The sequence below is a fragment of the Clostridium sp. NSJ-145 genome (genome assembly GCF_021044725.1).
GTDB classification, from domain to species: Bacteria; Bacillota; Clostridia; order Clostridiales; family Clostridiaceae; genus Clostridium; species Clostridium disporicum_B.
On sequence record NZ_JAJNOS010000017.1, the window covers coordinates 17,660 to 43,804 of the forward strand.

Annotated in this window: 24 protein-coding genes; all 24 read right to left on the reverse strand. The window is 27.4% G+C overall.

Annotation, left to right across the window (positions count from 1 at the left end):
* Positions 1-43 precede the first annotated feature (43 nt).
* Positions 44-1,051, reverse strand: a complete 1,008-nt coding sequence (locus LQE93_RS14100) for a glycosyltransferase family 2 protein (RefSeq protein WP_331000431.1) — start codon at positions 1,049-1,051, stop codon at positions 44-46.
* A complete protein-coding gene (locus tag LQE93_RS14105) occupies positions 1,018-1,962 on the reverse strand; it encodes a ChbG/HpnK family deacetylase (protein WP_231074126.1) in 945 nt (314 codons plus the stop codon). The genes LQE93_RS14100 and LQE93_RS14105 overlap by 34 nt, the downstream gene beginning before the upstream one ends.
* Before the next feature lie 28 nt (positions 1,963-1,990).
* Positions 1,991-2,956, reverse strand: coding sequence for a glycosyltransferase (locus LQE93_RS14110; protein WP_231074128.1), 966 nt, complete (start codon positions 2,954-2,956; stop codon positions 1,991-1,993).
* 9 nt (positions 2,957-2,965) lie between these two features.
* On the reverse strand, positions 2,966-3,388 hold the full coding sequence (locus tag LQE93_RS14115) for an adenylyltransferase/cytidyltransferase family protein (protein WP_231074129.1): 423 nt from the start codon (positions 3,386-3,388) through the stop codon (positions 2,966-2,968).
* Positions 3,389-3,409: 21 nt separating this feature from the next.
* On the reverse strand, positions 3,410-4,564 hold the full coding sequence (locus LQE93_RS14120) for a CDP-glycerol glycerophosphotransferase family protein (RefSeq protein WP_231074130.1): 1,155 nt from the start codon (positions 4,562-4,564) through the stop codon (positions 3,410-3,412).
* Positions 4,565-4,589: 25 nt separating this feature from the next.
* On the reverse strand, positions 4,590-5,630 hold the full coding sequence (locus tag LQE93_RS14125; protein ID WP_231074132.1) for a glycosyltransferase family 2 protein: 1,041 nt from the start codon (positions 5,628-5,630) through the stop codon (positions 4,590-4,592).
* 135 nt (positions 5,631-5,765) lie between these two features.
* Positions 5,766-6,959, reverse strand: coding sequence for a glycosyltransferase (locus LQE93_RS14130; RefSeq protein WP_231074133.1), 1,194 nt, complete (start codon positions 6,957-6,959; stop codon positions 5,766-5,768).
* Between the two features lie 8 nt (positions 6,960-6,967).
* The gene (locus LQE93_RS14135) at positions 6,968-8,092 is read right to left on the reverse strand and encodes a glycosyltransferase family 1 protein (protein WP_231074134.1); all 1,125 of its coding nucleotides are present in this window, start codon (positions 8,090-8,092) and stop codon (positions 6,968-6,970) included.
* Between the two features lie 113 nt (positions 8,093-8,205).
* Complete coding sequence (locus LQE93_RS14140; protein WP_231074136.1) at positions 8,206-9,258, reverse strand: EpsG family protein; 1,053 nt, start codon at positions 9,256-9,258, stop codon at positions 8,206-8,208.
* 27 nt (positions 9,259-9,285) lie between these two features.
* Positions 9,286-10,176 (reverse strand): glycosyltransferase family 2 protein, encoded by an 891-nt coding sequence (locus LQE93_RS14145; RefSeq protein ID WP_231074137.1) that lies wholly within the window; start codon positions 10,174-10,176, stop codon positions 9,286-9,288.
* 15 nt (positions 10,177-10,191) lie between these two features.
* Complete coding sequence (locus LQE93_RS14150) at positions 10,192-11,301, reverse strand: glycosyltransferase (protein ID WP_231074138.1); 1,110 nt, start codon at positions 11,299-11,301, stop codon at positions 10,192-10,194.
* A gap of 40 nt (positions 11,302-11,341) precedes the next feature.
* A complete protein-coding gene (locus tag LQE93_RS16910) occupies positions 11,342-12,505 on the reverse strand; it encodes a glycosyltransferase family 4 protein (protein WP_231074139.1) in 1,164 nt (387 codons plus the stop codon).
* Between the two features lie 126 nt (positions 12,506-12,631).
* A complete protein-coding gene (locus LQE93_RS14160) occupies positions 12,632-13,270 on the reverse strand; it encodes an acetyltransferase (RefSeq protein WP_231074141.1) in 639 nt (212 codons plus the stop codon).
* Between the two features lie 33 nt (positions 13,271-13,303).
* The gene (locus tag LQE93_RS14165; protein WP_231074143.1) at positions 13,304-13,990 is read right to left on the reverse strand and encodes a CpsD/CapB family tyrosine-protein kinase; all 687 of its coding nucleotides are present in this window, start codon (positions 13,988-13,990) and stop codon (positions 13,304-13,306) included.
* Positions 13,941-14,678 (reverse strand): YveK family protein, encoded by a 738-nt coding sequence (locus tag LQE93_RS14170; RefSeq protein WP_231074145.1) that lies wholly within the window; start codon positions 14,676-14,678, stop codon positions 13,941-13,943. Before LQE93_RS14170 ends, LQE93_RS14165 begins: the two co-directional genes overlap by 50 nt.
* 202 nt (positions 14,679-14,880) lie before the next feature.
* Positions 14,881-15,477, reverse strand: a complete 597-nt coding sequence (locus LQE93_RS14175; RefSeq protein WP_231074147.1) for a sugar transferase — start codon at positions 15,475-15,477, stop codon at positions 14,881-14,883.
* A 3-nt stretch (positions 15,478-15,480) separates the two neighbouring features.
* Positions 15,481-16,662: a DegT/DnrJ/EryC1/StrS family aminotransferase gene (locus LQE93_RS14180; RefSeq protein ID WP_331000429.1), complete on the reverse strand. Its 1,182-nt coding sequence runs from the start codon at positions 16,660-16,662 to the stop codon at positions 15,481-15,483.
* Between the two features lie 12 nt (positions 16,663-16,674).
* Entirely contained in the window at positions 16,675-18,591 is a 1,917-nt protein-coding gene (locus tag LQE93_RS14185; protein ID WP_231074148.1) for a polysaccharide biosynthesis protein, read from the reverse strand.
* Between the two features lie 608 nt (positions 18,592-19,199).
* A complete protein-coding gene (locus LQE93_RS14190; protein ID WP_231074149.1) occupies positions 19,200-19,913 on the reverse strand; it encodes an ABC transporter ATP-binding protein in 714 nt (237 codons plus the stop codon).
* A gap of 47 nt (positions 19,914-19,960) precedes the next feature.
* Positions 19,961-20,989, reverse strand: coding sequence for an acyltransferase (locus LQE93_RS14195; RefSeq protein ID WP_231074151.1), 1,029 nt, complete (start codon positions 20,987-20,989; stop codon positions 19,961-19,963).
* Positions 20,990-21,175: 186 nt separating this feature from the next.
* Positions 21,176-21,928, reverse strand: a complete 753-nt coding sequence (locus LQE93_RS14200; RefSeq protein ID WP_055266072.1) for an ABC transporter ATP-binding protein — start codon at positions 21,926-21,928, stop codon at positions 21,176-21,178.
* Positions 21,929-22,355: 427 nt separating this feature from the next.
* Positions 22,356-23,333, reverse strand: coding sequence for a branched-chain amino acid ABC transporter permease (locus LQE93_RS14205; protein ID WP_055266070.1), 978 nt, complete (start codon positions 23,331-23,333; stop codon positions 22,356-22,358).
* A gap of 9 nt (positions 23,334-23,342) precedes the next feature.
* Positions 23,343-24,218: a branched-chain amino acid ABC transporter permease gene (locus tag LQE93_RS14210; RefSeq protein ID WP_231074152.1), complete on the reverse strand. Its 876-nt coding sequence runs from the start codon at positions 24,216-24,218 to the stop codon at positions 23,343-23,345.
* A gap of 283 nt (positions 24,219-24,501) precedes the next feature.
* On the reverse strand, positions 24,502-25,653 hold the full coding sequence (locus LQE93_RS14215) for an ABC transporter substrate-binding protein (protein ID WP_231074153.1): 1,152 nt from the start codon (positions 25,651-25,653) through the stop codon (positions 24,502-24,504).
* Between the last annotated feature and the right edge of the window lie 492 nt (positions 25,654-26,145).

Sequence of the window (26,145 nt, forward strand, 5' to 3'; positions counted from 1 at the left end):
TAAATTAACTATATTATTAATTATTCATTATCTAATTCTGTAATTAAATTAATTTCAATGTACTTTTATATAAATTGGGACTTATCCAAAACAATATAATAAATACTTTATTTTTCCAAGTAAATAGCGGATTCTTAAGTAAATCTATTATTGTATGATTAAAATCTTCCTTTAAGCCCTTTAATTCATTTTTTGAACTTTTTATTTTATTTTTCACTATAAAGTAAGCCCATATCATAGAGTCCCAATAATCTTTTTCTGCTTTATATTTTAAATTGAATTCTTTAATTTCACTAAAAAATTCTACTCGTTCATGAAGTGCTTTTATCTTATCTAATCTTTTTATATTATATTCTGAATTAATAATGCTTCCTTCTCTTTGAAAATAATGATATAAAATTTCGGATATATAAATAGTTTTTACACTTTTATACAATAAGTGATGGATTATAAATTCATCTTCACAAATAAATCCATCTTTATATCTAATATTATTGAACAACTCTCTTTTATATAACTTATTCCATGCAACAACATAAGTATATTTAACTTTATATAATTGCTTTAATGCTTTTATATCATTAAATATATTAACTTCATATTTAGTTTCTTTAAGCTTTTTTTTATTTATCTTATCTTCATACTCTCTGACAAAATCACATACTACTATATCTGCATTATTAGTCATTATTTCTTTGTACATTCTTTCATACATATTAACATCTATCCAATCATCTGGATCTACAAAGCCAATATATTTGCCTTCAGCAATATCCAATCCAGCATTTCTAGCTGAGCTTACTCCTCCATTTTCTTTATTAACTACCTTAATTCTTTTATCCTTTTCTTTATAATACTCGCATATATCTCCTGATTTATCTGTAGATCCATCATTAATTAATATTAATTCAAAATCATTAAATGTTTGTTCTAATATTGATTTAATGCATTTATCTAAATACTTTTCAACATTATATATAGGCACAATAATACTTATAGTTGGCGTATATCCTCCAATTAAACAATTCTTTTTAAACTTTTTAGTACATATTTTATTCCATGACTGATTATATCTTTAATACATTCAAATTTTTTTCTTCTTACCGAAATCTTACTTATATCACTATAAGCTATTAATTCAATTCCTAAATCATTAATTAATTTACCAATATCCTCATCATACATTAACTCATATTCAAACACTCTTTCTTGCCAGGTTGGATTTAGCTCCTTGATTTCATCATTTTCTATAGCTGGATGAATGTGAATTTCGCTAATCCCATATGGTAAATTATTCAATATATTAATAAACGCTTGTTTCTTCTCATCATAGGTTTTAAAAACATTTCTATATGGAAATTTAAATACGTAATCAGGCATAGGTAAATCAAATAAATTAGTTATTGCTGCAAAAAAACTTGAAACATTATCAGAATCACATAGATTATTTACCTCATTACAAATATGATACCCGCCTCTTTTTGACCATCTAATAGGTAGTTTCCCAGTTTTATTTAACTTGCTACATAAACTTATATAAATTATTGGATTAAAAGTAGGATAAATAGAATATCTATGTAAATCTATATGCGTTATATTGACTCCATCTCTTTTCAATTTACCTATTTGTAAATCTACTTCTTTTATTATTTCCTTTCTCTTGACATTATTTCTAAATTTATTTACGTCTTCATATAAATATCCATTATTATCTTCAAATGATTTTCCACCCGAAAGACTTTTGTATTTATATTTCGAATCATCATTTACAAATGTTAAATGTAATCCAACCTTATCTTTATTATGTTTAGCCCACTCTGCAGCTTCCTTATAATATCTAACGTTTGGCATAAGAGTTGTGGATGATATTTTATTATCTTCTAATAGAGAAATTATTGCTTTATTAACTGATTTTGATACTCCAAAATCATCAGCATTAATTATTAGATATTTTTTTCCCATTTAGCTCACCTACTATAATTATATACATTTAACTAACTATCTTTTTAATATAAATTAAGTATGTTGCATTATTTAAAACATTAATAATTATTTTGTTTTTATTAGTTAACAAATAATTTTTATTAATCATCTTACTATACTTTTTAGAATATTTTTTTATATAATTAATATATTTATTTCTTATATTTTTATTATTAACTTGATTTAATACATAAATCATATTGTCTATGCAAGCATATGCAAATGTTGCTATGACCTGTTCTTTTAATTCAGGATAATTTTCTAACATAAAACTTAATATTTCTTTCCATCCTTCAAACGCTTGTAATCTCTTTTCATTAAAAGTTGATGTTAAAATGCTATTTTCCCTTTTTACATAAATATATCCACTATAATTTATATAAACTGATTTATTAGAATTAGCTAACAATCTATATGTAGTTGATAAATCTTCATGTATTCTACCTTCTGGAAATCTAATACCTTCAAAACACTTCTTTTTGAATAATTTATTGCAAAGTGAATGTCTATATAATATTCCTTTAAAACACTCTCTTAATCCTTCAACATTATCTAATTCTCTTATATAAAACCCATCTTTAGCTTCACTTATCTGTCCATTAATCTCTCTTACAAACTTACATATTGCAATATCAGCATTTTTTATAGTACACATATCTATCATTTTCTGATACATATATTTATCTATATAATCATCTGGATCTACAAATCCTATATAGTTTCCTAATGATGACTCTACTCCTACATTTCTAGCAGAACTTACTCCGCAATTCTCTTTATGAATAACTCTTATTCTTTTATCTTTTTTAGAATATTCATCGCATATTCTTCCACTATTATCCAGAGATCCATCATCTACTAATATAAGTTCAAACTCTTTAAAGGTTTGATTTAAAATACTATCTATACATTTAGGCAAATATTTTTCTACATTATAAATAGGAACTATAATACTAATTATTGGTTTCATCATACATACCTCTTACTTTAATACTGCTAATTTTTCTCTAAGTATTGTTGAAGAAGTATCCTTTGTATATGGAAAATAAACTACATCAACTCCAACTTTCTTGAATTCAGCTTCTACTTCTACAAACAGAGGTTTACCCTTCCAATCATCACCAACAAACATTACATCAAAGCCAATATTCTTCCATGCCAAAAATTTATCTCTGTTTTCTTGGGGCACTACTTTATCTACACAATCTATAGCTTGTACTATTTCGCATCTTTCTTCAAAAGGTACAACTGGAACTTTATTTTTATATTCTTTTACTAATTCATCTGTACTTACTCCAACTATAAGATAATCACATTGTTCTTTAGCTCTTCTCAATATATTTAAATGTCCTATATGAAACATATCAAATACACCTGTTGTATAACCTACTTTATATTTTTTCAATACCCTTTCCCCTCCTAAATTTTAAGAAAAGCAAACCGCTTCTATTTTTTTAGCCAGATTTTCACAAGCTTTTCCATCCTCAAAATTTCCTATTTTGTTATAAAAATCTTTCAATTTACTTTTATATATTTCATCATCAAAATTATTTATTGAATCTATTAACTCATCGTTACTTGATGAATTTATAAAAGGTAATTCTTTAATATTAAAATATAGTTTTCTATCATTTTTTATATATTCTTTTAAATCTGGTACATATAAAAAGCATGGTCTTTCAGTTAACGCAAAATCAAACATTAATGAAGAGTAATCTGAAATTAATATATCTGATGGAACTAACAACTCTTGAATATCATCATATTTAGTTACATCTATGACATTATCTCCATATATTAACTCCTTAGATTTAGATACTAAGTGTGGATGTAGTCTTACTAAAAATGACCATTGTCCTCCATATTTTTTCTTAACTGCTTCAATTACATTCTTATAATCTACGTTATACACCTCTAAACTATCATCTTTTCTAAAAGTAGGTGCATATAATATTAGTTTTCTATTTTCATTTATCCCTAATTTTTTTTTTACTTTTTTACTTATTTCATTATTGTTTTTTAGTAACATATCACTTCTAGGAGTACCTTTTTCAAATATCTCTCCTTCATACCAAAAAGCTCTCTTAAATATTTTTGTACTATATTCGCATCCTGACAATAACAAGTCACATTTCTTTGAATCTTCTTTTGCCATTTCTATATACTCTTTGGGTAATGAATTTTCAGCATCCTTCTCTATTTGTTTTAATCTTAATGAACTATGCCAGGTCTGAATATAATATTGTCCCTTTCTCTTTTTAAATAAATCTGTAGTTCTATAATTTGTAAGAATAACTTTAGATGTACACATTTCATATAAACATCTTAATGTCATAGTCTTTACTACTCTTATTCCATCTATATCCTTGTGAGATTCTAAATCATTAAATTGCCATACTATATCAAACTTATTTCGTGGATAATTTTTAACTAAATACTCTGATATATACTTAGGGCTATCACCATATTGATTTCCATAATAACTAAAAATAAAAATCTTATTTTTCTTAATAGGAAAGATATTAAAAAAATCTACTATTAAATTTTGCATCTTATTCTTCATTTCATCTGATAATTTCATTATTCTAATACCTCTTCCATTAAAATTAACTTACTATATCTATTCTTTTTAAAGTTTTTTCTTTATAATTTTTTAAAAGCTTTCTTTTTACTTTATTTTTAATTGGTACTAAAGTATTTAATGGCCCCCATAGTTTAAATAACATTAATTGATTTTTTAAATCTTTTTCTTCGTTATTAATAGATTTTTTTAAGTCTTTATAATTTTCTAATATATATTTTCTAATTTCTTTTCTATATATACCACTCTTATCTTCACTACTATTCATAACTAATAAATTATAGTGAAACATACTAGTCCTTAATATTAAATTTAAAGATTTATTTATTAATTCCTTATAGTTATTTTCTATAAACTTATGTCTCTCTTTCAATCCTTTTAATGTATCTAAATTTCTTATACTGTAACTAGCTACTATACTGTCATCTCTTTGTAAGTAATAACATAATGGTTTATGAATAATTACATATTTAATTACATTTTTCATAACATTATGAGCCCAAAAAACATCCTCAAATAAAACACCTTTCTTAAAAGGTATATCCTTAATTAAGCTTGTTTTATACAACTTTCCCCATGCAAAATTCTTAACTTTTTCATTTATCACTAACTCACGCATAAGCTCATTATTATTAAGTACAATAGGTTTTGAATTTTCACGATAATACCTATCGTCATATAAAAGATGATCTTCATATGCATAATAAAACCCAGCTTGTACTACATCTGCATTAAATTTATTAATTGTATAAACCATTGTTTTCACCATGTTTTTATCCAACCAATCATCACTATCTACAAATAAGGTAAAATCTCCAGTTACCTCTTTAACTCCAAAATTTCTTGCGTCTGATAATCCACCGTTTTCCTTATGAATAACCTCTATTCTAAAATCTTTTTTAGCATATTCATCGGCTATTTTTCCACAATTATCTGGTGAACCATCATCTACCAATATTACTTGTAAATTTTTATACGTTTGATTTAAAATACTATCAACACACTTATTAATATATTTTTCAACATTATATATAGGTACAACTATACTAACCTTTTGTAACTCCATAAATTTACCTCTATTTTTTTACATTTAATTTAATATTTTACATTCAATGATTCTATTATACCATTTTTCAATATAAAATATGAATATATTCGTTTTTCATATTTCCCCTAGTTATTCCAAAATACTACATTTATTTTAGCTAAATAGTTTATATAATTTTTCTAATTCATCAATATTACTAAAATCTCTACTTTTACAATTATCTTCTATACGCTTTAATAAAACCTTATTGTTAGTTAATTTCTCAATACCATCAGCTATTCCCTTTGGACCTATTTCTGTTATATATCCATTTACTTCATTATCCACCTGGCTTTTTGCTGTTGTATAATTTGTTATCATTACAGGCTTTCCTAGTATTTGAGCTTCTGTAACAGTAACTGCTTTACCTTCGTATCTTGATGGCTGCACATAAAGATCACATGCTTTCATATATGGATATGGATTAGTTTTTTTTCCTAGTAATATAAACTTATCTTCAAGATTATTTTCCTTAATCAAAGATTTTATCATAGCTTCATCTCCACCGTAGCCTACAACATACCATTTAATATTACTTAGGCCTTTACTATGTAATATCTTTAGTGCTCTGACTGCATTGTCTATACCCTTTGCATAAGATAATCTTCCAACTGATACTAAATTAAAGCTATTATCCTTTTTAATTTCATCAATAATATCTTCTTCAGACATTCTTTTTATAAAATCAGGTGAAGTTATATTTTCCATAACTCTAACCTTTTCATTCAAAGCTGGATATTTCTTAAGAAAAGCATTTTTACACTCCTCTGAAACTGCCATGATATAATCAAACTTATCCCACAACTTTAAATCTTCTTTAATATCTGTTTCTATAGTTGAATAATCTGTATGAATCCACGCTATTTTTCTTTTAGCCTTAACCTTTTCAGCTATAAAATAATGTGGCCATAAATAACTAATTGCCACATCATACTCTTTATCCAATTTAGGTAAAAGAGGCAATGAATATTTCCACATCAATTGCATTTGAATAACACTTTCTATCTCTTTATTATTTATTTTAGTTCTTATATATCCATTTAATTTTGCTAATATTCTTGATGCTCCAATAAAAAGATTTCCTTCTTTTATTATCTGATTTATTCCTTTTCTAAAAGAAGCTAATTTCTTAATCTCCGGTAATAACTTAACTTTATCTGTAAGCAAATCCATGAATTCTCCTGTATGACTATACAGCATTAAATCTACATCATAATTATCATAATCAAAGTTATCCAACATACTTATTAAGCTTCTTTCTACACCACCAACCTCCATATCAAAGGAAGATATTAATATTTTTTTCATTTTTCCTCCTAGCTTAAGTTCAAATTATAAACTACTTTTAAATTATCTAATATTGAATTTAAATCGTATTTTTTTTCTTTTACAGCATTTACAATATTTATGCTTTTATTATTATTTTTTTCTATAATATCAAATGCTTTTCTTGCCCATTCTTCTTTTCCACAACTTAAGTTTATTTTATTTATTAAATTAACACCTAAATCAACTTCAGGTTGAATAGCTTCTGATACTAAACAAGGTATCTGTGAAGCTTGAGCCTCTAATAAAACTAAACCTAACCCTTCACTAATTGAAGGAAGTATAAATAGATTCATACTTTTTAAGATAGATGGTATATCATCTCTTACACCTAAAAAATAAACATTACTATCAATACCGAGTTTTTTTACCTTCTCTTTTATTTGTTTTTCCAAATTACCTGTTCCAACTAGAATTAACTTTACTTTACTATTTTTCTGTATCATTTCATTAGCTACATCAATTAAAAAAGTATGATTTTTAGCAGTTATGAATCTTCCTATATGACCAATAACTATATCATCTTCTTTAATTCCAGTCTCTAACCTAATCTTATTTTTATCATTGGAATTAATAAACTTTTCGTAATCTATATAATTAGGAAGTATTTTGTACTTTTTATTATTAATTATGTTATCGCCAAAAAGGTATCTTCCTGCTGCATCACTACAAGCAAGAAAATTAGTAGAAAAAATTCTAATTAATAACCTCATTACCGAAATATATAATTTTCTAATTAAACTTGTACTATTATCTGCTGTTGTATGGGCATGTGATACTCTAATTTTAACTCCTAAAAAATAAGCTGAAATCATAGCAATTCCACAATTAAATAACATATGAGTATGAACAGCAGTATAGGGACCATTTTCCTTTATCACTTTTCTTATATCATTAATTGATCCTAAAAATCCTCTTTCACTTGGTGCCTTTAATCTAATTACCTTTCCACCTAGTTTTTCTATTTCTTTATCATAATAAGCTTCTTTATCACTATAAGAAATAAAATCAAAAATCATTTGATTATTAACTTTTCTATATAAATTAATTAACATAGTTTCAGTTCCACCAACATTCATAGCACCTGTAACATGTAATATTCTACTTTTACTCATAATTTCCACCTAAATTTTTATTTTTAGTTAAGAATAATTTCTTTTAATAATTGTTATATACATCTCTATTATTCAATACTTTTTACATCTTCAACTTTAGATAACTTATACTATTAATAAATAAAATTAAATAGTTTAAAATTTGTTGTATAAACTATATTCATGCTTATCTTATATTCAAATATAAAAAACACAAAATATGCTGATAACAATCCATAATATATTAATCTTCGTTCTTTTCCATTCAAACATTTAATTATAATATAAGGAAGTAAAACAAAAGTATATACTTGTGTATATATATTAAATCTTGCAAATATCCAATTATATAAAGAAAATAACATTATCATTAAATTAACTAATGATATATTTACAAATATATTACTCTCTGGCCATACTTTACTTAATTCTTCTCTTTTAAGATATGAAAAAATAACTGGTACTATATATACAGCTACTCTAACTATATTTGCTCCACCTTCTGTTGATTCTGAGTATACTGCAGCCTTATCATTGACCTGCGATAATATTTGCATCATTGGTTCGTAGAAAAATAAACCTATCAAAAATACTCCTAAAACTATATATATACTTTTTGACCATGGTTCCATTCTTGCGATAAAATATAATGGAATCATAACTATTGCAGTACTATGTATAGTTGTCATAAGTAATACTAATAACAAATATGCTTTAAATTTACCCTTAATAATAAGGTAAGTACCTGTAAATAAAAACGCTGCAGCTAAACATTGTCTAAGGCCATTCATTGTAACAAGATAAAAACCTGATGTTATATACATAAAGACTGATAACTCAAAACAAGCTGAATATTGTCTCATTATCCATATATTCAAGGAAGTAGTAACAACTCCTAATACAAATATCATAAATTGTGGGTTAGCGGATATCTTTTTTAATATCTGCATAATTAGCAGAAATCCTTTTTCATATCCCTCTGCATTAAATCCTGGACCTAATAAATTATAGGTATGAACATAAAATGGTGTATCTCCTATCCCCCACCTTAATCCTGAAAATAATGCTAAAATAGCTATAACAATAAGCGTATAAAATATTGATGGTTTATTCATTTTGTTTGATACGAGTCTAGCTAATAAAGCAAAAATATAGCTAAAAAATAATACTGTATAAAACGGTCCCACACCTTATACCTTCTTTCTTGTGTTATTTTATAATTCTGCTGTCTTATATTTTATATATACAAATAAAATTACTCCTAATGGTACTGCACATATAGTTAAAATCTTACAAGGTGTGTCCTTTAAAAATTTTTTATTTTTTGATATAAAACTACTAGATACATAATGTATACTCTCTTTAAATTTGTATTTTAGATTTCCTTTTGGATTTTTCATATTTTGTATTCTGTAAAAGGCAAATCCTCTTGGATTTCTTAAGTATTGTCTAAACATATTCATAGATGATCCATCTTGTTGATATTCTACTATACAAACAACTTCATTCATCAATAACAGCTCATACTTTTGATCTATCATATGATATTTATAATCTAAACCAACATACTTTTCACCTTCATAAACTGGATATGGAAAATCTCTAGTTAGTTCACTTCTATATATTAATTTTTTATCTCCCCTAATTCCTTTTTTCTTATACATATCAAACAGAGTTGATTTCTTCATACCCTCTGGAAATTTAACGCCTATAACTTGACCATTTTCAAAAACATCTAATGCTGCAATACCTGCATACTTATCAGAACCATTTTGAATCCAAAAATCACATATCTTTTCTACCGCATCATCTGGCATATAGTCATCTGAGTCAATACAAGTATTTAATTCTGTATCTATATTTTCATATGCAGTATTATGTGCTCCATGCATACCTTGATTTTTTTGATATATATACTTTATTTTAAATTTATTATTCTCTTTAATCCATTTTTCTACAAATTCCTTTGTATCATCTGTAGAACCATCATCAATTATTAACCATTCAAAATTATTTGATGTCTGTCTCTTTAAGCTCTCATAACATCTAGTTAATAATTCTCTCCTATTATATGTTGGTGTAAATATAGTTAATAATGGTTTCATAAACTTCCCCTTAGCTTATATATTATTTATTTCGAAGTATTTGTCTTCAACTTTTCTAATATAATTATTGATATTAAATTCAGTACTTATAAGTTTGTATGCATTATTTCCGAATCTTTTTATTAAATCATTATTTTCTTTTAAATATATTAGCTTATTTATGAATATATCATATTTTTCTGGTGCAACTAATATTCCTGTATTATTATTAATAACTTCATTTATACTTCCTACATTCATAGAAATTACTGCTTTCTTAAAAGCCATTGCTTCTAATAAAACCATAGGTAATCCTTCATATAATGATGGTAAAAAGAAAATATCTATAATTGGATAAAAGTTATAAATATCATCTTGAAAACCTACTAATATAAATAAATCTTCTAATTCTAATCTATTTAATAATTCTTTTATCTCTTTCTCTTGTGATCCGTTTCCTACTATTAATATTTTTGAATCACTAAACTTATCCTTATGTTTTAAAAATTCATTTATAAAAGGAATTAACCCTTTTTGTTCATCAAGTCTCCCTATAAAACCTAATATCCTTTTATCACTTGGAATATTATATTTTTCTCTTACTTCATCACATTTTTTATAGTCTATATTCGTTATATAATCTACATCTATTGCATTTGATATCGTAAGCACCTTATCACTCTTAAAATAATCAGCATTTTCTTTATAAAATTTAGTTACAATCTTCCCACAAGTAATATTTGAATCATACTTATTCCTAATAAACTTATCTATATTTTTATTTAACCCACCATCTTTTAAAAATGGATAACAATTATGGATATGAGACACTACCTTTATATTTAATTTAAATATTCTCTTTGTTAGATAAACTATTAATGATGCGTTATTATCGTGAGCATGCACAATTTTTATATCATTTTCCCTGATGATTTTCTTTAATGAGCTTATAACTGATATCATATTCTTATTAGAAAATCTTACACTATAGCTTTTTATTTTATTTTTTTCAAATACTTTCTTTAACGTTTCTCCTCCACACACTACAACTGGTTCATAGTTTTTTAAATTCTTACACATTAATAAAACCATTCTTTCTGCACCACTCATCTTATTCATAGGTAAAATATGTAACACCCTATCCATCTCTTCGCCCCCTCTTACGTATCTTATATTCTTTAAAATCTTAGAAAAATAAATTTTTCATATGATAAGCAAATCCTCTTTCCAGACATATTTCATTATTAATATCCTCATAAATATCACTTAATTCTTTCGTAATATTTTTAATGTTGTATTTATCAATCTCTTCTTGTACCTTAAATTTTTTATCATTTAATAAATAATATATCTCTATAGCCTTAGCTGTAGCCTCATAATCTCCTACTTCTACAACCTGTCCAACATTATCATTGCAAACTATATCTCTACATCCTCTTATATTGGTAGCTACAACTTTTCTACCACAAGCCATAAACTCCATTAAACTCCTTGGCAGCCCTTCTCTATATGATAGTAAAACTCCTATATCAGCTACATTTATAAGCTCATTAATATCAGTTCTAAATCCTAAAAATTTAAAGTTGTTTTCTAGACCTAACCTATTGGCTTCTTCTTTTAACTCTTCTAGCTTGTTTCCTTCTCCTACGAAAATAACTTTTATATTTGCATATTTATCTTTTAATAATTCTATAGCTTTAATAAGTTGAATATGGTTTTTATTTTTATTAAGCTCTGCAATCATTAACACTATAAAGTCAGATTCCTTTAAATCAAGTTCCTTTTTCTTTTCATTTATTTTTTCATTACTAAGTTTTTTATAATTATTAAGATCTAAACCTACACCATTCATTAAATAGCATCTTTCAGGTTTAAGTTTACTTTTTGTTATTTCATAATCCTCTTCATTTATATTTATTGTTATATCAGTTAACGCTGCCATAAATTTTTCTATTGGATAATATAGTAACCATCCTAATTTTGATCCCCCTTTTAAAAAGTGATATCCATGAGCCGTATATATAGTCTTTAATTTTGGAAATTTAAATCTAAGTAATCTACCATATGTAGCTGCTACTGGTGTATGAACATGTACAATATCATAATTATTTATTTTTTGTATATCTATTAATTTGTTAAAAGCTTTTAAGTTATCTACTCCTAATGGATTTCTTGAAAAAGGTACTTCAAATATACTAACACCTTTTGATATTAGCCTTTTATCTATAGGCCTATCTATTGAGCAAGCACAGTCAACCTTATATCCTTTTTCTAAAAGCATCTCAATATGAGGAACTAAAAATGCATTTATAGTTCTACTCATAGTTGTTATATATAATACTTTTTTCACATTCCTCACCTCTATAACTATTGCTTATTAAACTTAATCTATATTTTATTAAAATAATTCTTGATTATTTTCTCCTTATCTATGCCTTCCTTTATTATATTTATGCAAATATACAATAATTCTTAGCTAATAACTCTTAACTACTTTTGCTGGCACTCCAACTGCTGTACTATATTTACTAATATCGTTAATAACAACAGCACCTGCTCCTATTGTTGAACCTTGTCCAATTGTTTTACCTTGAATAACAGTTGATCCTGATCCCATCATTACTCCTTCTTCAATTAAGTCATTACCTGATATATTAACATTCCAAAGTAATGAAACGTAATCTTTAACTATAGAATCATGACCTATACCACATTTAGGACTTATAATTACATGTTTTCCTATTTCAATATTTGCAGTAAGTATAACTCCCTCATAAACAATCGATCCTTCTCCTAAAGTCATAAAATCATGTATCCAAACCTTAGGATGAATTATTGTAGCAAACTTAAATCTACCTTTAAGCCTATTTACTATTCTCTTTTTAGCTTCGTAATTTGCTATAGCTATTACTACATAATGATCCTGTGTTAAGAAATCTAAAGAGTCTACTCCACCAATTATTGAATAACCATTTATGACCTTTCCCCAATTGTCCACATTATCATCAATGAATCCAATCATATTCCAGGTTGGTTCTATCTCATTAATTTGTTGAACTATTAATGAAACTTCTCTTCCGACCCCTCCTGCTCCTATGATAACTAAATTCTTCATTTCACTAACCCTTTACTTATAAATATTAAACTTTTACTTTCTTTTTCTGTTTCTAAATCCCATTCTTCCTGTTCCATAATATTCATGATATTTATCATATCTTGTATTTTCTAAATCAGTTAAAACTGAACCTATAATATTAGCTCCAATATTTGTAAGATCACTATAGCTCTGTTTTAATATTCTTTCTTGAGTTTTTCTTGATCTTGCTACTAATATTGTTCCATCTGCTTTCCCTGCCAATATTAATCCATCAGTTACAGGTATAACTGGAGGTGTATCAAGTATTATATAATCATAAGCTCTCTTTAAATCATTTAAGAACTCTTCCATAGCTCTAGAACCTAATATTTCCGATGGATTTGGAACTCTTGAGCCTGAAGGCATTACAAAAAGGTTATCTTCAACTTCATGTATGGAAAGCTTAATATCACACTTATCAACCAAAAAATCTGTTACTCCTTTTTCATTAATTAAATCTAACTTTTTATGAAGTGTTGGTTTTCTTAAATCACAATCCATAAGTAACACTCTTGCTCCATCTTTACTTAATGTATATGCTAAATTTCCTGCTACTGTTGATTTACCTTCACCTGGTTGAGAACTTGTTACTACTATTGTTTGTAATTTTTTATCTACAGACGCATACTTAATATTAGTTCTTAAAGATTTATATGCCTCTGCTGACAGCGACCTTGGAAGTTTGTTTACTACTAACATGTTTATCCTCCTTAATAAAAGTTTTTTCATGAGTTGGTATTTCTCCTATAACTGGTATAGGTAATGCCTTCTCTAACTGTTTTTTAGATATTAATCTATCATCTAAATAATCTATTACTAAAATTAACCCTATTGATAGTACTATTCCTACCCCAAAAGCCATTATTGGTAATTTACGTTTATCAGGATATATAGTTGATACAGTAGCCTTGCTAAGAACAGAAGGAACTGTTTCAGGCATCATTTCTTTTACCTTTTTTATCATTTCGTCACAAACTACATTTAATATTTTTGCCATGTCTTTATCTGTATAGCTTGAATAAGAAATTGTATAAATAGGTACATTTGAAGAATTTGATGAAAAACTTAATCTTGAAGCAATCGATGATGATGGTACATCTATATTATTTTTTTCAAATGCCTCATCTAAAAATCCATCAATCTTTGCTACTTCACTAAATAAGTCCACAAATTGTGAATAATACTCCAATTCCTGTTGAGAGTAAAAATTCATAAGTTCAGTACTTTTGCCAATAAAAATCTTAGCTCTTGCGCTATAAGATGGTTGATATTTAGACACCTTATATATTGCAAAACTTGTTGTAATTATAGTTATCAAAATAACAATCCAAAACTTTTTCTTAAATAAATAAAACATTTCCTCAAAGTCAAACAACTTATCATCCACTTCATATCACTCCCTAACCTTAGTATCTCACTTACTCCCCTATTAACCTTATAAAGTTAAGTTATTACCCTTTCCCCCACACAGCTATTCCATTCTTTCTCTTTGCGTTATAAAATCCTTCACCTCTATGAAGTTAACTTTTTATCTGCTACAGATACTTTTAATCTTTTCCGCAATAAAAATATTTTACTTGCGAATCAAACTAATTCCTTCCATTAAAATATTCCATCGTTACTCCTTCTCCTTGGTTTATCCCATCTCTCTTTAAAACCTTATATACTGTTAGGAATAGTATCTTTAAATCTAATAAAAATGTTCTATTATCTACATACCAAACATCAAGCTCAAACTTTTCATTCCAAGTTAACGAGTTTCTTCCATTAATTTGTGCCCAGCCTGTAATACCTGGTAATACTTCATGTCTTCTTATTTGTTCTTCGTTATATACACCTAAGTATTGTGTTAAAAGTGGCCTTGGTCCTACTAAACTCATTTCTCCCTTTATAACATTTATTAATTCTGGAAGTTCATCTAAGCTTGTAGCTCTTAAAAATAAACCTAACCTTGTCGCTCTTTCAAAATCTGGCAAGTCATTTCCATACTTATCTTTTGCATCCTTCATAGTCCTAAATTTAATTATCTTAAATACTTTATTATCTTTTCCTACTCTTTCTTGAAGAAAGAATGCAGGACTTCCTAAGCTAATTTTTACTGATAAGTAAATAATTAATATCAAAGGCCATAAAAAAAATAATAACAACATTGAGACTAAAATATCAAATACTCTTTTAATTAACATAACTTATATCTCTCTAAATAAATTTTTTATAATTTCTATTACGTATTCTTGTTCTTCTATAGTCATTTTTGTATCTGAAGGCAAACATATTCCTCTATTAAATACATCTTCAGCAACACTTATTTCTAAATCTTCATTATGCTTAAAAAATCTGTATTCTTCATAATAAGGCTGAAGATGAATTGGCTTCCAAACTGGTCTTGATTCTATATTTTCTTCCTCTAAAGCTAAGATTATGTCAATTGGCTTTATCTTTGAAGCTTCATCTAAGATAACAACGCTTAACCAGTAATTTGAATCTCCATAATCTCTTATCGGTGCCATTTTTATATCTTCTATTTCACTAAAACCATCTTTATAAAGCTCATATATTTCTTTTTTCTTCTTTATTCTGTCTTCTAAAACTCTTAGTTGTCCTCTTCCTATTCCTGCTACAACATTGCTCATTCTATAATTGTATCCAAGCTCACTATGTTGATAATGTCTTGCTTTATCTCTTGCTTGAGTTGACCAAAACTTTGCCTTAAGTAGTCCATCAGTATCATCTGATACAAGCATTCCTCCACCAGAAGTAGTAATTATCTTATTTCCATTAAATGAGTATATTCCATATTTACCAATTGTCCCCGTTTGAATACCTTTATATGTTGCTCCCAAGCTTTCTGCTGCATCTTCAATAATTGGTACATTATATCTATTACAAATCTCCATTATTGGATCCATATCAGCACTTTGTCCATAAAGATGAACTACTATAACAGCCTTTGGTAATTTACCTAACTCCTCATAATATTTGAACGCATTCTCTAAGGCTATAGGAGACATATTTAAACTTTCTGGTTCTGAATCTATAAACACTGGCTCTGCTCCTTCATACATTATTGGATTGCAACTCGCCACAAATGTTAAGCTTGAACAAAATACAATATCTCCTTTTGTAACTCCTAATAACTTTACAGCCATATGAAGTGCTGCTGTTCCTGATGATAACGCTAATCCTCCCCTTATTCCCACATACTCTGAAAGCTCTTTTTCAAATCCTTCAACATTAGCTCCTAATGGTGCTATCCAATTAGTTAAAAATGCTTCATCTATAAATTTCTTTTCGTATTTGCCAATATGTGGTGATGATAAAAATATTCTTTTATTAATTTTGGGTTTAGCTTTTTCCTTTATTAATTCCACACTCATTACCCCCTACTGATAATCTAAAGCAACCTCTTTATTAGCATTATTATTTTTATTGTAATGTTCTGCTGATGTATATGTTGGTACAATTTCTTTTAAAGTAGAGACTAATTTTTCCCTATCTTCAGTTTTTGCTACAAATACCAATTCATCTATCTTAGAAACTAATTCCTTTAAATCAAATTTTTCTGGTTTATCTATAAAAATCTTTTTATGTGATGTTTTTTTTAGGTTATCATTATTCATCAGTAATTCTTCATAAAGTTTTTCTCCTGACCTTAAACCTGTTACCTTTATTTCTATATCTTTATTCAGCTTTAATCCTGATAATCTTATTAGATTTTTAGCTAAATCATATATTCTTACTGGTTCCCCCATATCCAGAACGAATATTTCTCCGCCTTTAGCATATGCTCCAGCTTGCATAACTAGCTGAGCTGCCTCTGGTATAAGCATGAAATATCTTGTAATATTCATATGTGTTAATGTAACTGGTCCACCCTCTTTAATTTGCCTTTGAAACAATGGAATTACCGAACCATTACTTCCTAATACGTTACCAAATCTAACTGCTACGTATTCTGTTTTACTTTCTTTATCTATAGCTTGTATTATCATTTCACATAATCTTTTTGTTGCTCCCATAACATTTGTTGGATTTACCGCTTTATCTGTTGATATTAATACAAACTTTTTAGCATTATATTTGCTTGCACACTTTGCTACATTTAACGTACCTATAACATTATTTTTTATTGCCTCTGTTGGATTATCTTCCATAAGTGGTACGTGTTTATGTGCTGCTGCATGAAATACTATATCTGGTTTATAGCTATTAAATATTTGTGATAATCTACCTTTATCTCTTACTGATGCTATAATTACCTTTTTATTTAAATATGGCATCTTCATAGTTAATTCATTTTGAAGATCATATGCATTGTTTTCATAAATATCAAGAATAAGTAGCAGCTTTGGATTATAATTTGCAATTTGTCTACAAAGTTCAGACCCTATAGACCCGCCTCCTCCAGTTACTAATATTGTTTTTCCTTCTATATATTCGCTTATGCCTTCTTTATCTAAGTTAACCTCATCTCTTCCAAGTAAATCCTTAAGATTAACATCTCTCATCGCTCTCATTGAAATATCCTTGTCTAATAATTCATATATTCCTGGAATAACCTTTATCCTTGCATTAGTTAATTGGCATATATCTATAATTTTTTTCTTTTCATCATTTCGTATCTTTGATATAGCAAATAATATTAAATCTATATTTTTTTCTTCAACTATTTTTAAAATATCATTTCTATTACCTAATATCTTAATTCCATTTAAATAAGTATTCTTTTTGTTTACACTATCATCTATTATTCCTATAATATTGTATTCATTTGCTTTTTCTCTTCTTATCTCATCTATAAGAATTGATGAACACACCCCAGCACCTATAATAAGCACATTCTCTTTACCACTACTTAATAATGATATTGCATAAGTAGTAAAAGTTTTAATTAGATGTATAGAAAATCTAGTTGTTGTACAGAATATCACTATAAATGTCCCAGCTATAAAATTAAGTTCTCTTGGAATTAAATTAGTAAATCCACTCGTTACTACTAAAATTAATGCTCCAGATATTAGACAAGCTATTACTGACTTAACACCTTCGTATACACCAGCTTTGCTCCATATACTCCTATACATATTAAGTATCCAAAGTACAGCTATATATGTAATAGTTATTACTGGTAGTATTTTTAGTATTGGCTTAAAAGTTAACTTATTATAATAGTAAATATGTGTTATAAAAAAGCTAAATAAATATGATGCAACTATTATACAGATATCTATTATCATCAATACTATTATCTTTGTCTTTCTACTCAGTGTTCCAGAAATATCATATAACATCAAACTCATCCCTTCCTTATATTTTATATTCTACCATTTATTTACATGGAATTAGAGAGGTTTTTATCGTCTTTTTCCTCCCTTAATCTCTTCTATTCTAGAAAAATTTTATATTTATAGTTTTATTTATTGAAATACTTCTAATAATGTCTTTATCAAAAATTTTTTTCATACAAATTATAAATTTAATTATATATTCCATTTAACTATTATTTTTTTGATGTTAACTTAAATAAAATCAAATTTCTATTACGAAACTTTTTTTCTAATACGTGTTTTTTCTTAAGATAATATTTATTTTATTTAGTGCAATGTCTATTCATAGCTTAATTTTCCATTTTAAGAGTATATTTAAAATAAAAAAAGATAGACTTAGTCATCTATCTACTTATATTATTCAACTTATCCACTTTTCTAGGACTTTTTATCTGATTTTATTTAGTGCTTTAAATACTCTTCTTCATAATATCGTTTTTAATAAAGTATATATTTTTTTTAATTGTAATATAATTATTATTTTCTATTAATATACGCTTATATAGTAATATTTTATTAAAATCTTAATTAATAAAAATAACCTATCCTGAAGTTTAAACAGAATAGGTTATTATATATTGTTATCCAAGATACGCTTCTCTTATCCTATCATCCTTAAGCAATACATCTGCTTTACCATCAATAACTATAGTTCCTGTCTCAAGTACATAAGCTCTATCAGCTATCGAAAGTGCTATATTAGCATTTTGCTCTACAAGTAATACAGTAGTACCTGATTTATTTATTTCTACAATAGTATCAAATATATCTTTAACTACCATAGGAGCTAGTCCCATTGAAGGTTCATCTAATAAAAGCATTTTAGGTCTACTCATCAAAGCTCTTCCTATAGCAAGCATCTGTTGCTCTCCCCCTGAAAGTGTACCTGCATTTTGATTTCTTCGTTCCTTTAATCTTGGAAATTTTTCAAAAACCATCTCATAATCTTTTTTAACTTGAGCTTTATCTTTTCTTAAATATGCTCCAAGCTCTAGATTCTCCATAACTGTAAGGTTACCAAATATCTTTCTGCCTTCTGGAACATGGCTTAATCCTTTTGATACTAATTTATTTGCACTAACCCCATTTATCTTTTCTCCATAAAAAGACACTTCACCTGACTTAATCTTTTCTAATGAAGATATGGCTCTTAAAGTTGAAGTTTTGCCTGCACCATTTGCTCCTATAAGAGTAATAATCTCTCCCTCACGCACCTTTAGACTTATCCCCTTTAAAGCATGAATCCCTCCGTAATAAAGATTAAGATCCTCAATCTCCAAAACAACCTTTTCCAATAGCTACGCCTCCTTTCACATATAATTATATTTTTATAAAATATTACTTATATACTTATTTTCAATGAATCAATCTTTTCTAAGGTTTTTATATTAATTAAGTTTATTATTTTTTCGGTTATTTTATCTAACAATACGAAAATAAAAAATATACTTATACAAGTTATTAAAAAATGAATAATCATATATTTACTATTCCAAAATAAATGTGTTTTTGCTATTTTATATTGAATGTTCAGTAAATAAGGATTTAAATGTAATATAAATATCCCAAAAATACTAGATGCTATTTTATTTATAAAATTATTTCTAATTTTTAGTTTATTAAAAGCATTAAATAAACATACTGCTCCTAATATATTAGTAATAAAATTATAATTCCATGAATTATTATTTATAATTGGAATAAATATTGAGCCAAATGTAATTATACTAAATAACATATATCCACTACTCCAAAATAGTGAGCTTCTACGATTTTTATAATGTAACCTTATATATCCCCCGATAGTATATATTACAATAAAATTTACTATACCATACCCTCCATCATTAACCACTTTATTAGTCATTATTGAGTCATAAATCGAAAAAACCACAATTAATATAATCAATAGTCTTTTATATTCTCTTTCATCTAATCTAGTTAACAAAGAATTTATAAATGGAATTAGCAAAAATAATGCTATATATATTTTAAAAAACCAATACTCACTATATAATAATGGTAAAGAATTCTTAATTAACAATTTAACACTAAATGTTTCTATTTTTAAAATTATAAATGTAATGTATATAAATACATTTAATATAGTTAGCTTTATATATAAATCTATTATTTTTTTTAACCTAACTTCTTTTTTATTTATCATACAAAATCCAGTAATTAATACAAATATATTAACCGACATTATAAACATACTTTCTATAAATCTAATAATATACCAATTTACTCCCCCACTATTTGTATACTTCAACGCTCCCCCCATTGATCCATTAAAATAATGCAATCCTATTATCATGATCATCGATACAATTCTAAGTAATTCTATATTTGATTCTCTTTTATTATTCATATACACACCTTCCCTTTAGGTTAATATTTTACCATAATTTTACATATAGTGGTATATGTTAATTACTTTAATTGCATTTATAATGTATAGTAAATTATAAATCTTAATTAACACTCATGAATTTTAGAATATTCATGAGCATTAATTAAGCTAATATATTAAGTGGGAGAAAACATTTTTTTACTGTCAGGCACCAAGATATGCTTCAATAACTCGCTTATCTGTCTTAATTTCTTCAGGAGCTCCTTCCGCAATCTTCTTTCCATAATCTAATACAGAAATCCTATCACATATCCCCATAACAAGCTTCATATCATGTTCTATCAACAGTATAGAAATATTAAATTTATCTCTTATACTTTTAATTAACTCAGATAATTGCATTGTTTCTTGTGGATTCATACCTGCCGCAGGTTCATCTAAAAGAAGTAACTTTGGATTTGTTGCAAGTGCTCTCGCTATTTCAAGTCTTCTTTGTTCCCCATAAGATAGATTACCTGCCTTTTCATTTGCCTTATCTAGCAGATTAAAGGTATCTAATATATCCCTTACCTCTTCATCCATTTTATTTTCTATTTTTCTAAATTTTTTCGTTCTAAATATAGCATCGAAATAACCATACTTAACTCTATAATCATAGGATATCTTTACGTTATCCATAACTGTCATCTTTTCAAATAATCTTATATTTTGAAATGTTCTTGCTAACTTTTTTGAAGTAACAACATATGGCTTTAGGCCATTTATTTGCTCTCCAAGATAGCTTATAGTACCTTCTGTCGGTGTATAAACACCTGTTAGCATATTAAATATTGTAGTTTTTCCTGCTCCATTAGGGCCAATCAGTCCTACGACTTCTTTGTCCCCTATTTCAATAGAAAAATCTGAAACAGCAACTAGTCCGCCGAATTTAATTGTAAGTCTGTTAGCCTTTAGCATATTCCCTCCTTGTTCATGTTAGTCTTATTGAAAATATATATTTGCTTTAGCACCGATTCATTTCGTATATAATTTCTATTATTCCTTTCATTAAAATTACTAAGGTTTAATAACTCGTACCTCAAACAATTAAACCTCTTAACGCAATTTTAATTCCAGAAATAATGAAATCATAGTTACTCATTCATATGTGCTTCCACAAATATATATTTTCAATATTACTACTAACATAATCTTTTAATTCTTTACCATACTTAAGGATGAAACTACTTCGTAGTTTCTACTTTTTTAATATCTTAAATTTCTAGAACATATTCTCTTAACTTTTTATTTTCAATTTTACTACTTAGATATTTATTTTCTAGGAGTCTTATTTTATGCTCCTCTCCTCTAATTTACTACTATATCACTTCTTATTAATAAAGCATTACTTGCTACTTGCTATTGTAGTTGCTTTGTTTTGTTTTTTTATTTTTCTTTTATTTTTGAATTTTTCAATTAAGTCTGTTATTTCTAGTGTTCCCAGTAAACCTTGTGGTCTAAATATCATTAATACAACTAGTGTTATTGAGTAGAATATCATTCTTAGATCTGCGAATTCTCTTAGTGCTTCTGGAAGTATTGTCAATATTATTGCCGCTATTACTGAACCTGTTATTGACCCCATTCCCCCTAGTACTACAAAGGTTACTATCTCTATAGATTTTAAGAAGTTAAAGGTTGTTGGTTGAATAAATGCTGTATAATGTGAAAATAATCCTCCTGCAAAACCTGCAATTAATGCTGATATAAAGAATGCTACTACTTTATATTTTGTTGTATTAACTCCCATAGCCTCTGCTGCAATTTCATTTTCCCTTATTGCAAGCATCGCTCTACCTTTTGTAGATTTTACTATGTTCACTACAACTACTATTACAATAACTACTGCAAAATAAGCTATTGTAAATGTAGTTTTTTTTGGTATTCCAGTGAAACCTCTAGCTCCACCTACTATGTCCATATTTGTTATTAAAACTCTTACTATTTCACATACTCCTAAAGTTGTTATTGCAAAATAGTCTCCTTTTAATTTTAATGTTGGAATTCCTACAATTATTGACATAGCTGCTGCTGTAATTGCTCCAGCTATAAGTGATACAACAAATGGCATTCCTAAATTTACTGAAAAAAATGCTGAAACATATGCTCCAATTGCCATAAATGCTGCATTTCCTAAGCTTAATTGTCCAGTTATTCCTGTAATCAGGTTTAGTGAAATTGCTAAAATTATATTAATACAGCTAAGTATCATTAGCCTTGTGATATATCTATTTATTATATTTGCTCCAATAAGTGAATTAATGATGAAAAAGGCTCCAAATACTAGTATTATCATAATTATTTGACTTCTATATTTTTTCATCTTCTTCACCTACACTTTCTCATTTACTTTCTTTCCTAATAAACCTGTTGGTTTAACAAGAAGAATTATTATAAGAATTGCAAACACTATTGCATCTGATAAAGTGGTAGATATATATGCTTTTGTCAATGTTTCAGTTAGTCCTATCAATAAACCTCCGACTAATGCTCCTGGTATACTACCTATCCCCCCTAAAACAGCTGCAATAAATGCTTTCAATCCTGGAATTATGCCCATATAAGGCTCTACTACAGTGAATGCTAAGGATACAAGTACTCCTGCTGCCCCAGCAAGAGCTGATCCTATAGCAAATGTAAGTGAGATTATGTTGTTAACATTTATTCCCATCAATGATGCAGCTTCAATATCATATGAAGCACCTCTCATTGCCTTACCCACCTTAGTTTTATATACAATAATTTGAAGAAGAAGAACTAAGACTATTGATACAGCAAGCATTAATATTTTTGACGTTTCTATAGATAAAGCCCCTATTTTTATTACTTCCTTGCTTAATAACTTTGGAAATGCCTTAGGTGAAGGTCCCATTAATAACCTCATACCATTTTGTAATAACAAAGATACCCCAATCGCTGTTATTAATAATGTTATTCTTGGTGAATTTCTTAATGGCTTGTAAGCTACCTTCTCAACAATTACTCCTACCAATGCTGCCCCAAGCATTGATATCAATAATGTTGGAATAAGTGATAACTTTAAAGTCGTCCCACAGTATAATCCTACAAAAGCCCCAATCATGTAGATATCTCCATGAGCAAAATTTATTAATTTAATAATTCCATAAACCATGGTATATCCCAAAGCTATGAGTGCATAAATAGATCCTAACGATAATCCATTTATAATTTGCTGTATAAATGCCATATTTCTTTCCCCCCTTCAAACTAATTGTTAGCTTATTAAATTTAACTTATCTTTGTTTTTATAATTCATTAAACATTTTATTAATATGAGATGCTTATACAGGTACATCATGAACTAGTATTTAGATTTTCATTGTTCCTGCAATTAAAAATTGCGTTAAAATGTTTATATTGCCTGAACGTAGTGAGTTCATAAACTTTAGCAATTTTTAATGTAAGGAACAATAGAAACTCTTATGCTAGTGAATTAGTACCGAAGTAAGTGGCTCATATTAATATTAGTTTTATGGATTGACTTTAGTTTCAAGTTTTGCTTCTCCATTTTCTATCTTTATTATTGATACTGATTTTTGTGGGTTTCTATTTTCATCAAATCTTATATTTCCTGAAATTGTATCAACATCTATATTTTTTAATGCATCTTTAACAGCTTCTCCATCAGTTGAACCTGCTTTAGTTATAGCTTCTTCGAAAAGTTGTAAAGTACTATAGCTTAATGCTGCAAAAGCATCTGGAGTTTCTCCGTATTTTTCTTTATATGAATTAACAAATTCTTGAACTTCTGGGTCAGAGTCATCTGGTGAATAGTGATTTACAAATACAGCACCTTCAACAGCATCTCCACCTATCTTAACTAATTCTGGTGAATCCCATCCGTCTCCACCCATTAATTGTGAAGTTATTCCTATCTTTCTAGCTTGGTCTGCAATAACTGGAACCACGCTATAATAATCAGGTAATACTAAAACATCTGGATTTGAACTCTTAATATTAGTTAATTGAGCTGAGAAATCCTTATCTCCATCATTGTAAGATATATACTCTACTACTGTTCCTCCATTAGATTCGAATTGTGCCTTAGCAGCTTCTGCAATACCTATTGAGTAATCTGAATCCTTATTATAAAGAATAGCCATTGTCTTTGCTCCAAGGTTTTCGCTAGCATATTTTGATATAACTTCACCTTGTGTCGCATCTATATAGCATGTCCTAAATACATATTCTCCACCAGTTGTGGTAAGATTAGTTTCTGTACCTGAAGGAGTTATCATAGGAACACCATCAGCTGTAGCATTAGGTCCAACTGCATTAGCTGCTCCTGAAGTTACAGGACCTAATAAAAGTTTAACTCCATCTTGATTTACTAATTTATCATAAGCATTTATAGATTTAGTTGGATCTGCTTCATCATCCTCAAACTTCAATACAACTTGCTTTCCGTCGATTCCTCCATTTGCATTAACCTTATCTAAAAATACTTGAGCTCCATTCTTAACTGATTGTCCATATGTTGATGCTGCACCAGATAATGGTCCTATTGCCCCAATTACTATTTCATCTGCATCATCAGATGAACCTTGTCCATTTCCGCAGCCAACTAGCCCCATAGTCAGCATAGATAAAGCTAATATTCCCCCTAATAATCTCTTTTTCATACCTTTTAGCCCCCTTTTTTTATTATTCTCAAAATTTCATCCCCAAATTAACTTTTTATCAAAATTGCATTATTTAAGAAAACGTTTTATCAATCATAAACCTATATGTTTGATAATGTATTCAAAATATAGCTATTTTGTTATTAATTAGTTAATATTTGTTTTATATATTAACATCCTTTTTTTACCATGTCAATATAGTTTTCACAATTACAAAAAATTCATTACTCTTATGTAAAATAAAAGAACTTTGACCACACTTATAGTTTTCTGCTTCATCATTGTAATATTTTAACATTACAATACTTATAGCTATAAACTATAGATTATCAAATTACTAACAGTCCCTTAACCATCGTGACTTGTACTCACAAAGTATATTTCATAACCTTTTTTGTTATCTAAAAGATAACTTTGATGTCCTTATATTAATGCAGTATGTATATTTTTAAGGATTTCCGAGATTATGCTCAACATCATCTGTGTTGAATA

What these genes read in the sequence shown, in the direction of transcription:
- LQE93_RS14150 (WP_231074138.1), bottom strand. Translation starts at nt 11,301, where the DNA reads ATGGATAGGGTGTTACATATTTTACCTATGAATAAGATGAGTGGTGCA.
- LQE93_RS14205 (WP_055266070.1), bottom strand. Translation starts at nt 23,333, where the DNA reads ATGAAAAAATATAGAAGTCAAATAATTATGATAATACTAGTATTTGGA.
- LQE93_RS14215 (WP_231074153.1), bottom strand. Translation starts at nt 25,653, where the DNA reads ATGAAAAAGAGATTATTAGGGGGAATATTAGCTTTATCTATGCTGACT.
- LQE93_RS14200 (WP_055266072.1), bottom strand. Translation starts at nt 21,928, where the DNA reads ATGCTAAAGGCTAACAGACTTACAATTAAATTCGGCGGACTAGTTGCT.
- LQE93_RS14125 (WP_231074132.1), bottom strand. Translation starts at nt 5,630, where the DNA reads ATGGAGTTACAAAAGGTTAGTATAGTTGTACCTATATATAATGTTGAA.
- LQE93_RS14130 (WP_231074133.1), bottom strand. Translation starts at nt 6,959, where the DNA reads ATGAAAAAAATATTAATATCTTCCTTTGATATGGAGGTTGGTGGTGTA.
- LQE93_RS14160 (WP_231074141.1), bottom strand. Translation starts at nt 13,270, where the DNA reads ATGAAGAATTTAGTTATCATAGGAGCAGGAGGGGTCGGAAGAGAAGTT.
- LQE93_RS14165 (WP_231074143.1), bottom strand. Translation starts at nt 13,990, where the DNA reads ATGTTAGTAGTAAACAAACTTCCAAGGTCGCTGTCAGCAGAGGCATAT.
- LQE93_RS14135 (WP_231074134.1), bottom strand. Translation starts at nt 8,092, where the DNA reads ATGAGTAAAAGTAGAATATTACATGTTACAGGTGCTATGAATGTTGGT.
- LQE93_RS14120 (WP_231074130.1), bottom strand. Translation starts at nt 4,564, where the DNA reads ATGAAATTATCAGATGAAATGAAGAATAAGATGCAAAATTTAATAGTA.
- LQE93_RS14210 (WP_231074152.1), bottom strand. Translation starts at nt 24,218, where the DNA reads ATGGCATTTATACAGCAAATTATAAATGGATTATCGTTAGGATCTATT.
- LQE93_RS14195 (WP_231074151.1), bottom strand. Translation starts at nt 20,989, where the DNA reads ATGAATAATAAAAGAGAATCAAATATAGAATTACTTAGAATTGTATCG.
- LQE93_RS14175 (WP_231074147.1), bottom strand. Translation starts at nt 15,477, where the DNA reads ATGTTAATTAAAAGAGTATTTGATATTTTAGTCTCAATGTTGTTATTA.
- LQE93_RS14110 (WP_231074128.1), bottom strand. Translation starts at nt 2,956, where the DNA reads ATGATGAAACCAATAATTAGTATTATAGTTCCTATTTATAATGTAGAA.
- LQE93_RS14145 (WP_231074137.1), bottom strand. Translation starts at nt 10,176, where the DNA reads ATGAAACCATTATTAACTATATTTACACCAACATATAATAGGAGAGAA.
- LQE93_RS14185 (WP_231074148.1), bottom strand. Translation starts at nt 18,591, where the DNA reads ATGAGTTTGATGTTATATGATATTTCTGGAACACTGAGTAGAAAGACA.
- LQE93_RS14105 (WP_231074126.1), bottom strand. Translation starts at nt 1,962, where the DNA reads ATGGGAAAAAAATATCTAATAATTAATGCTGATGATTTTGGAGTATCA.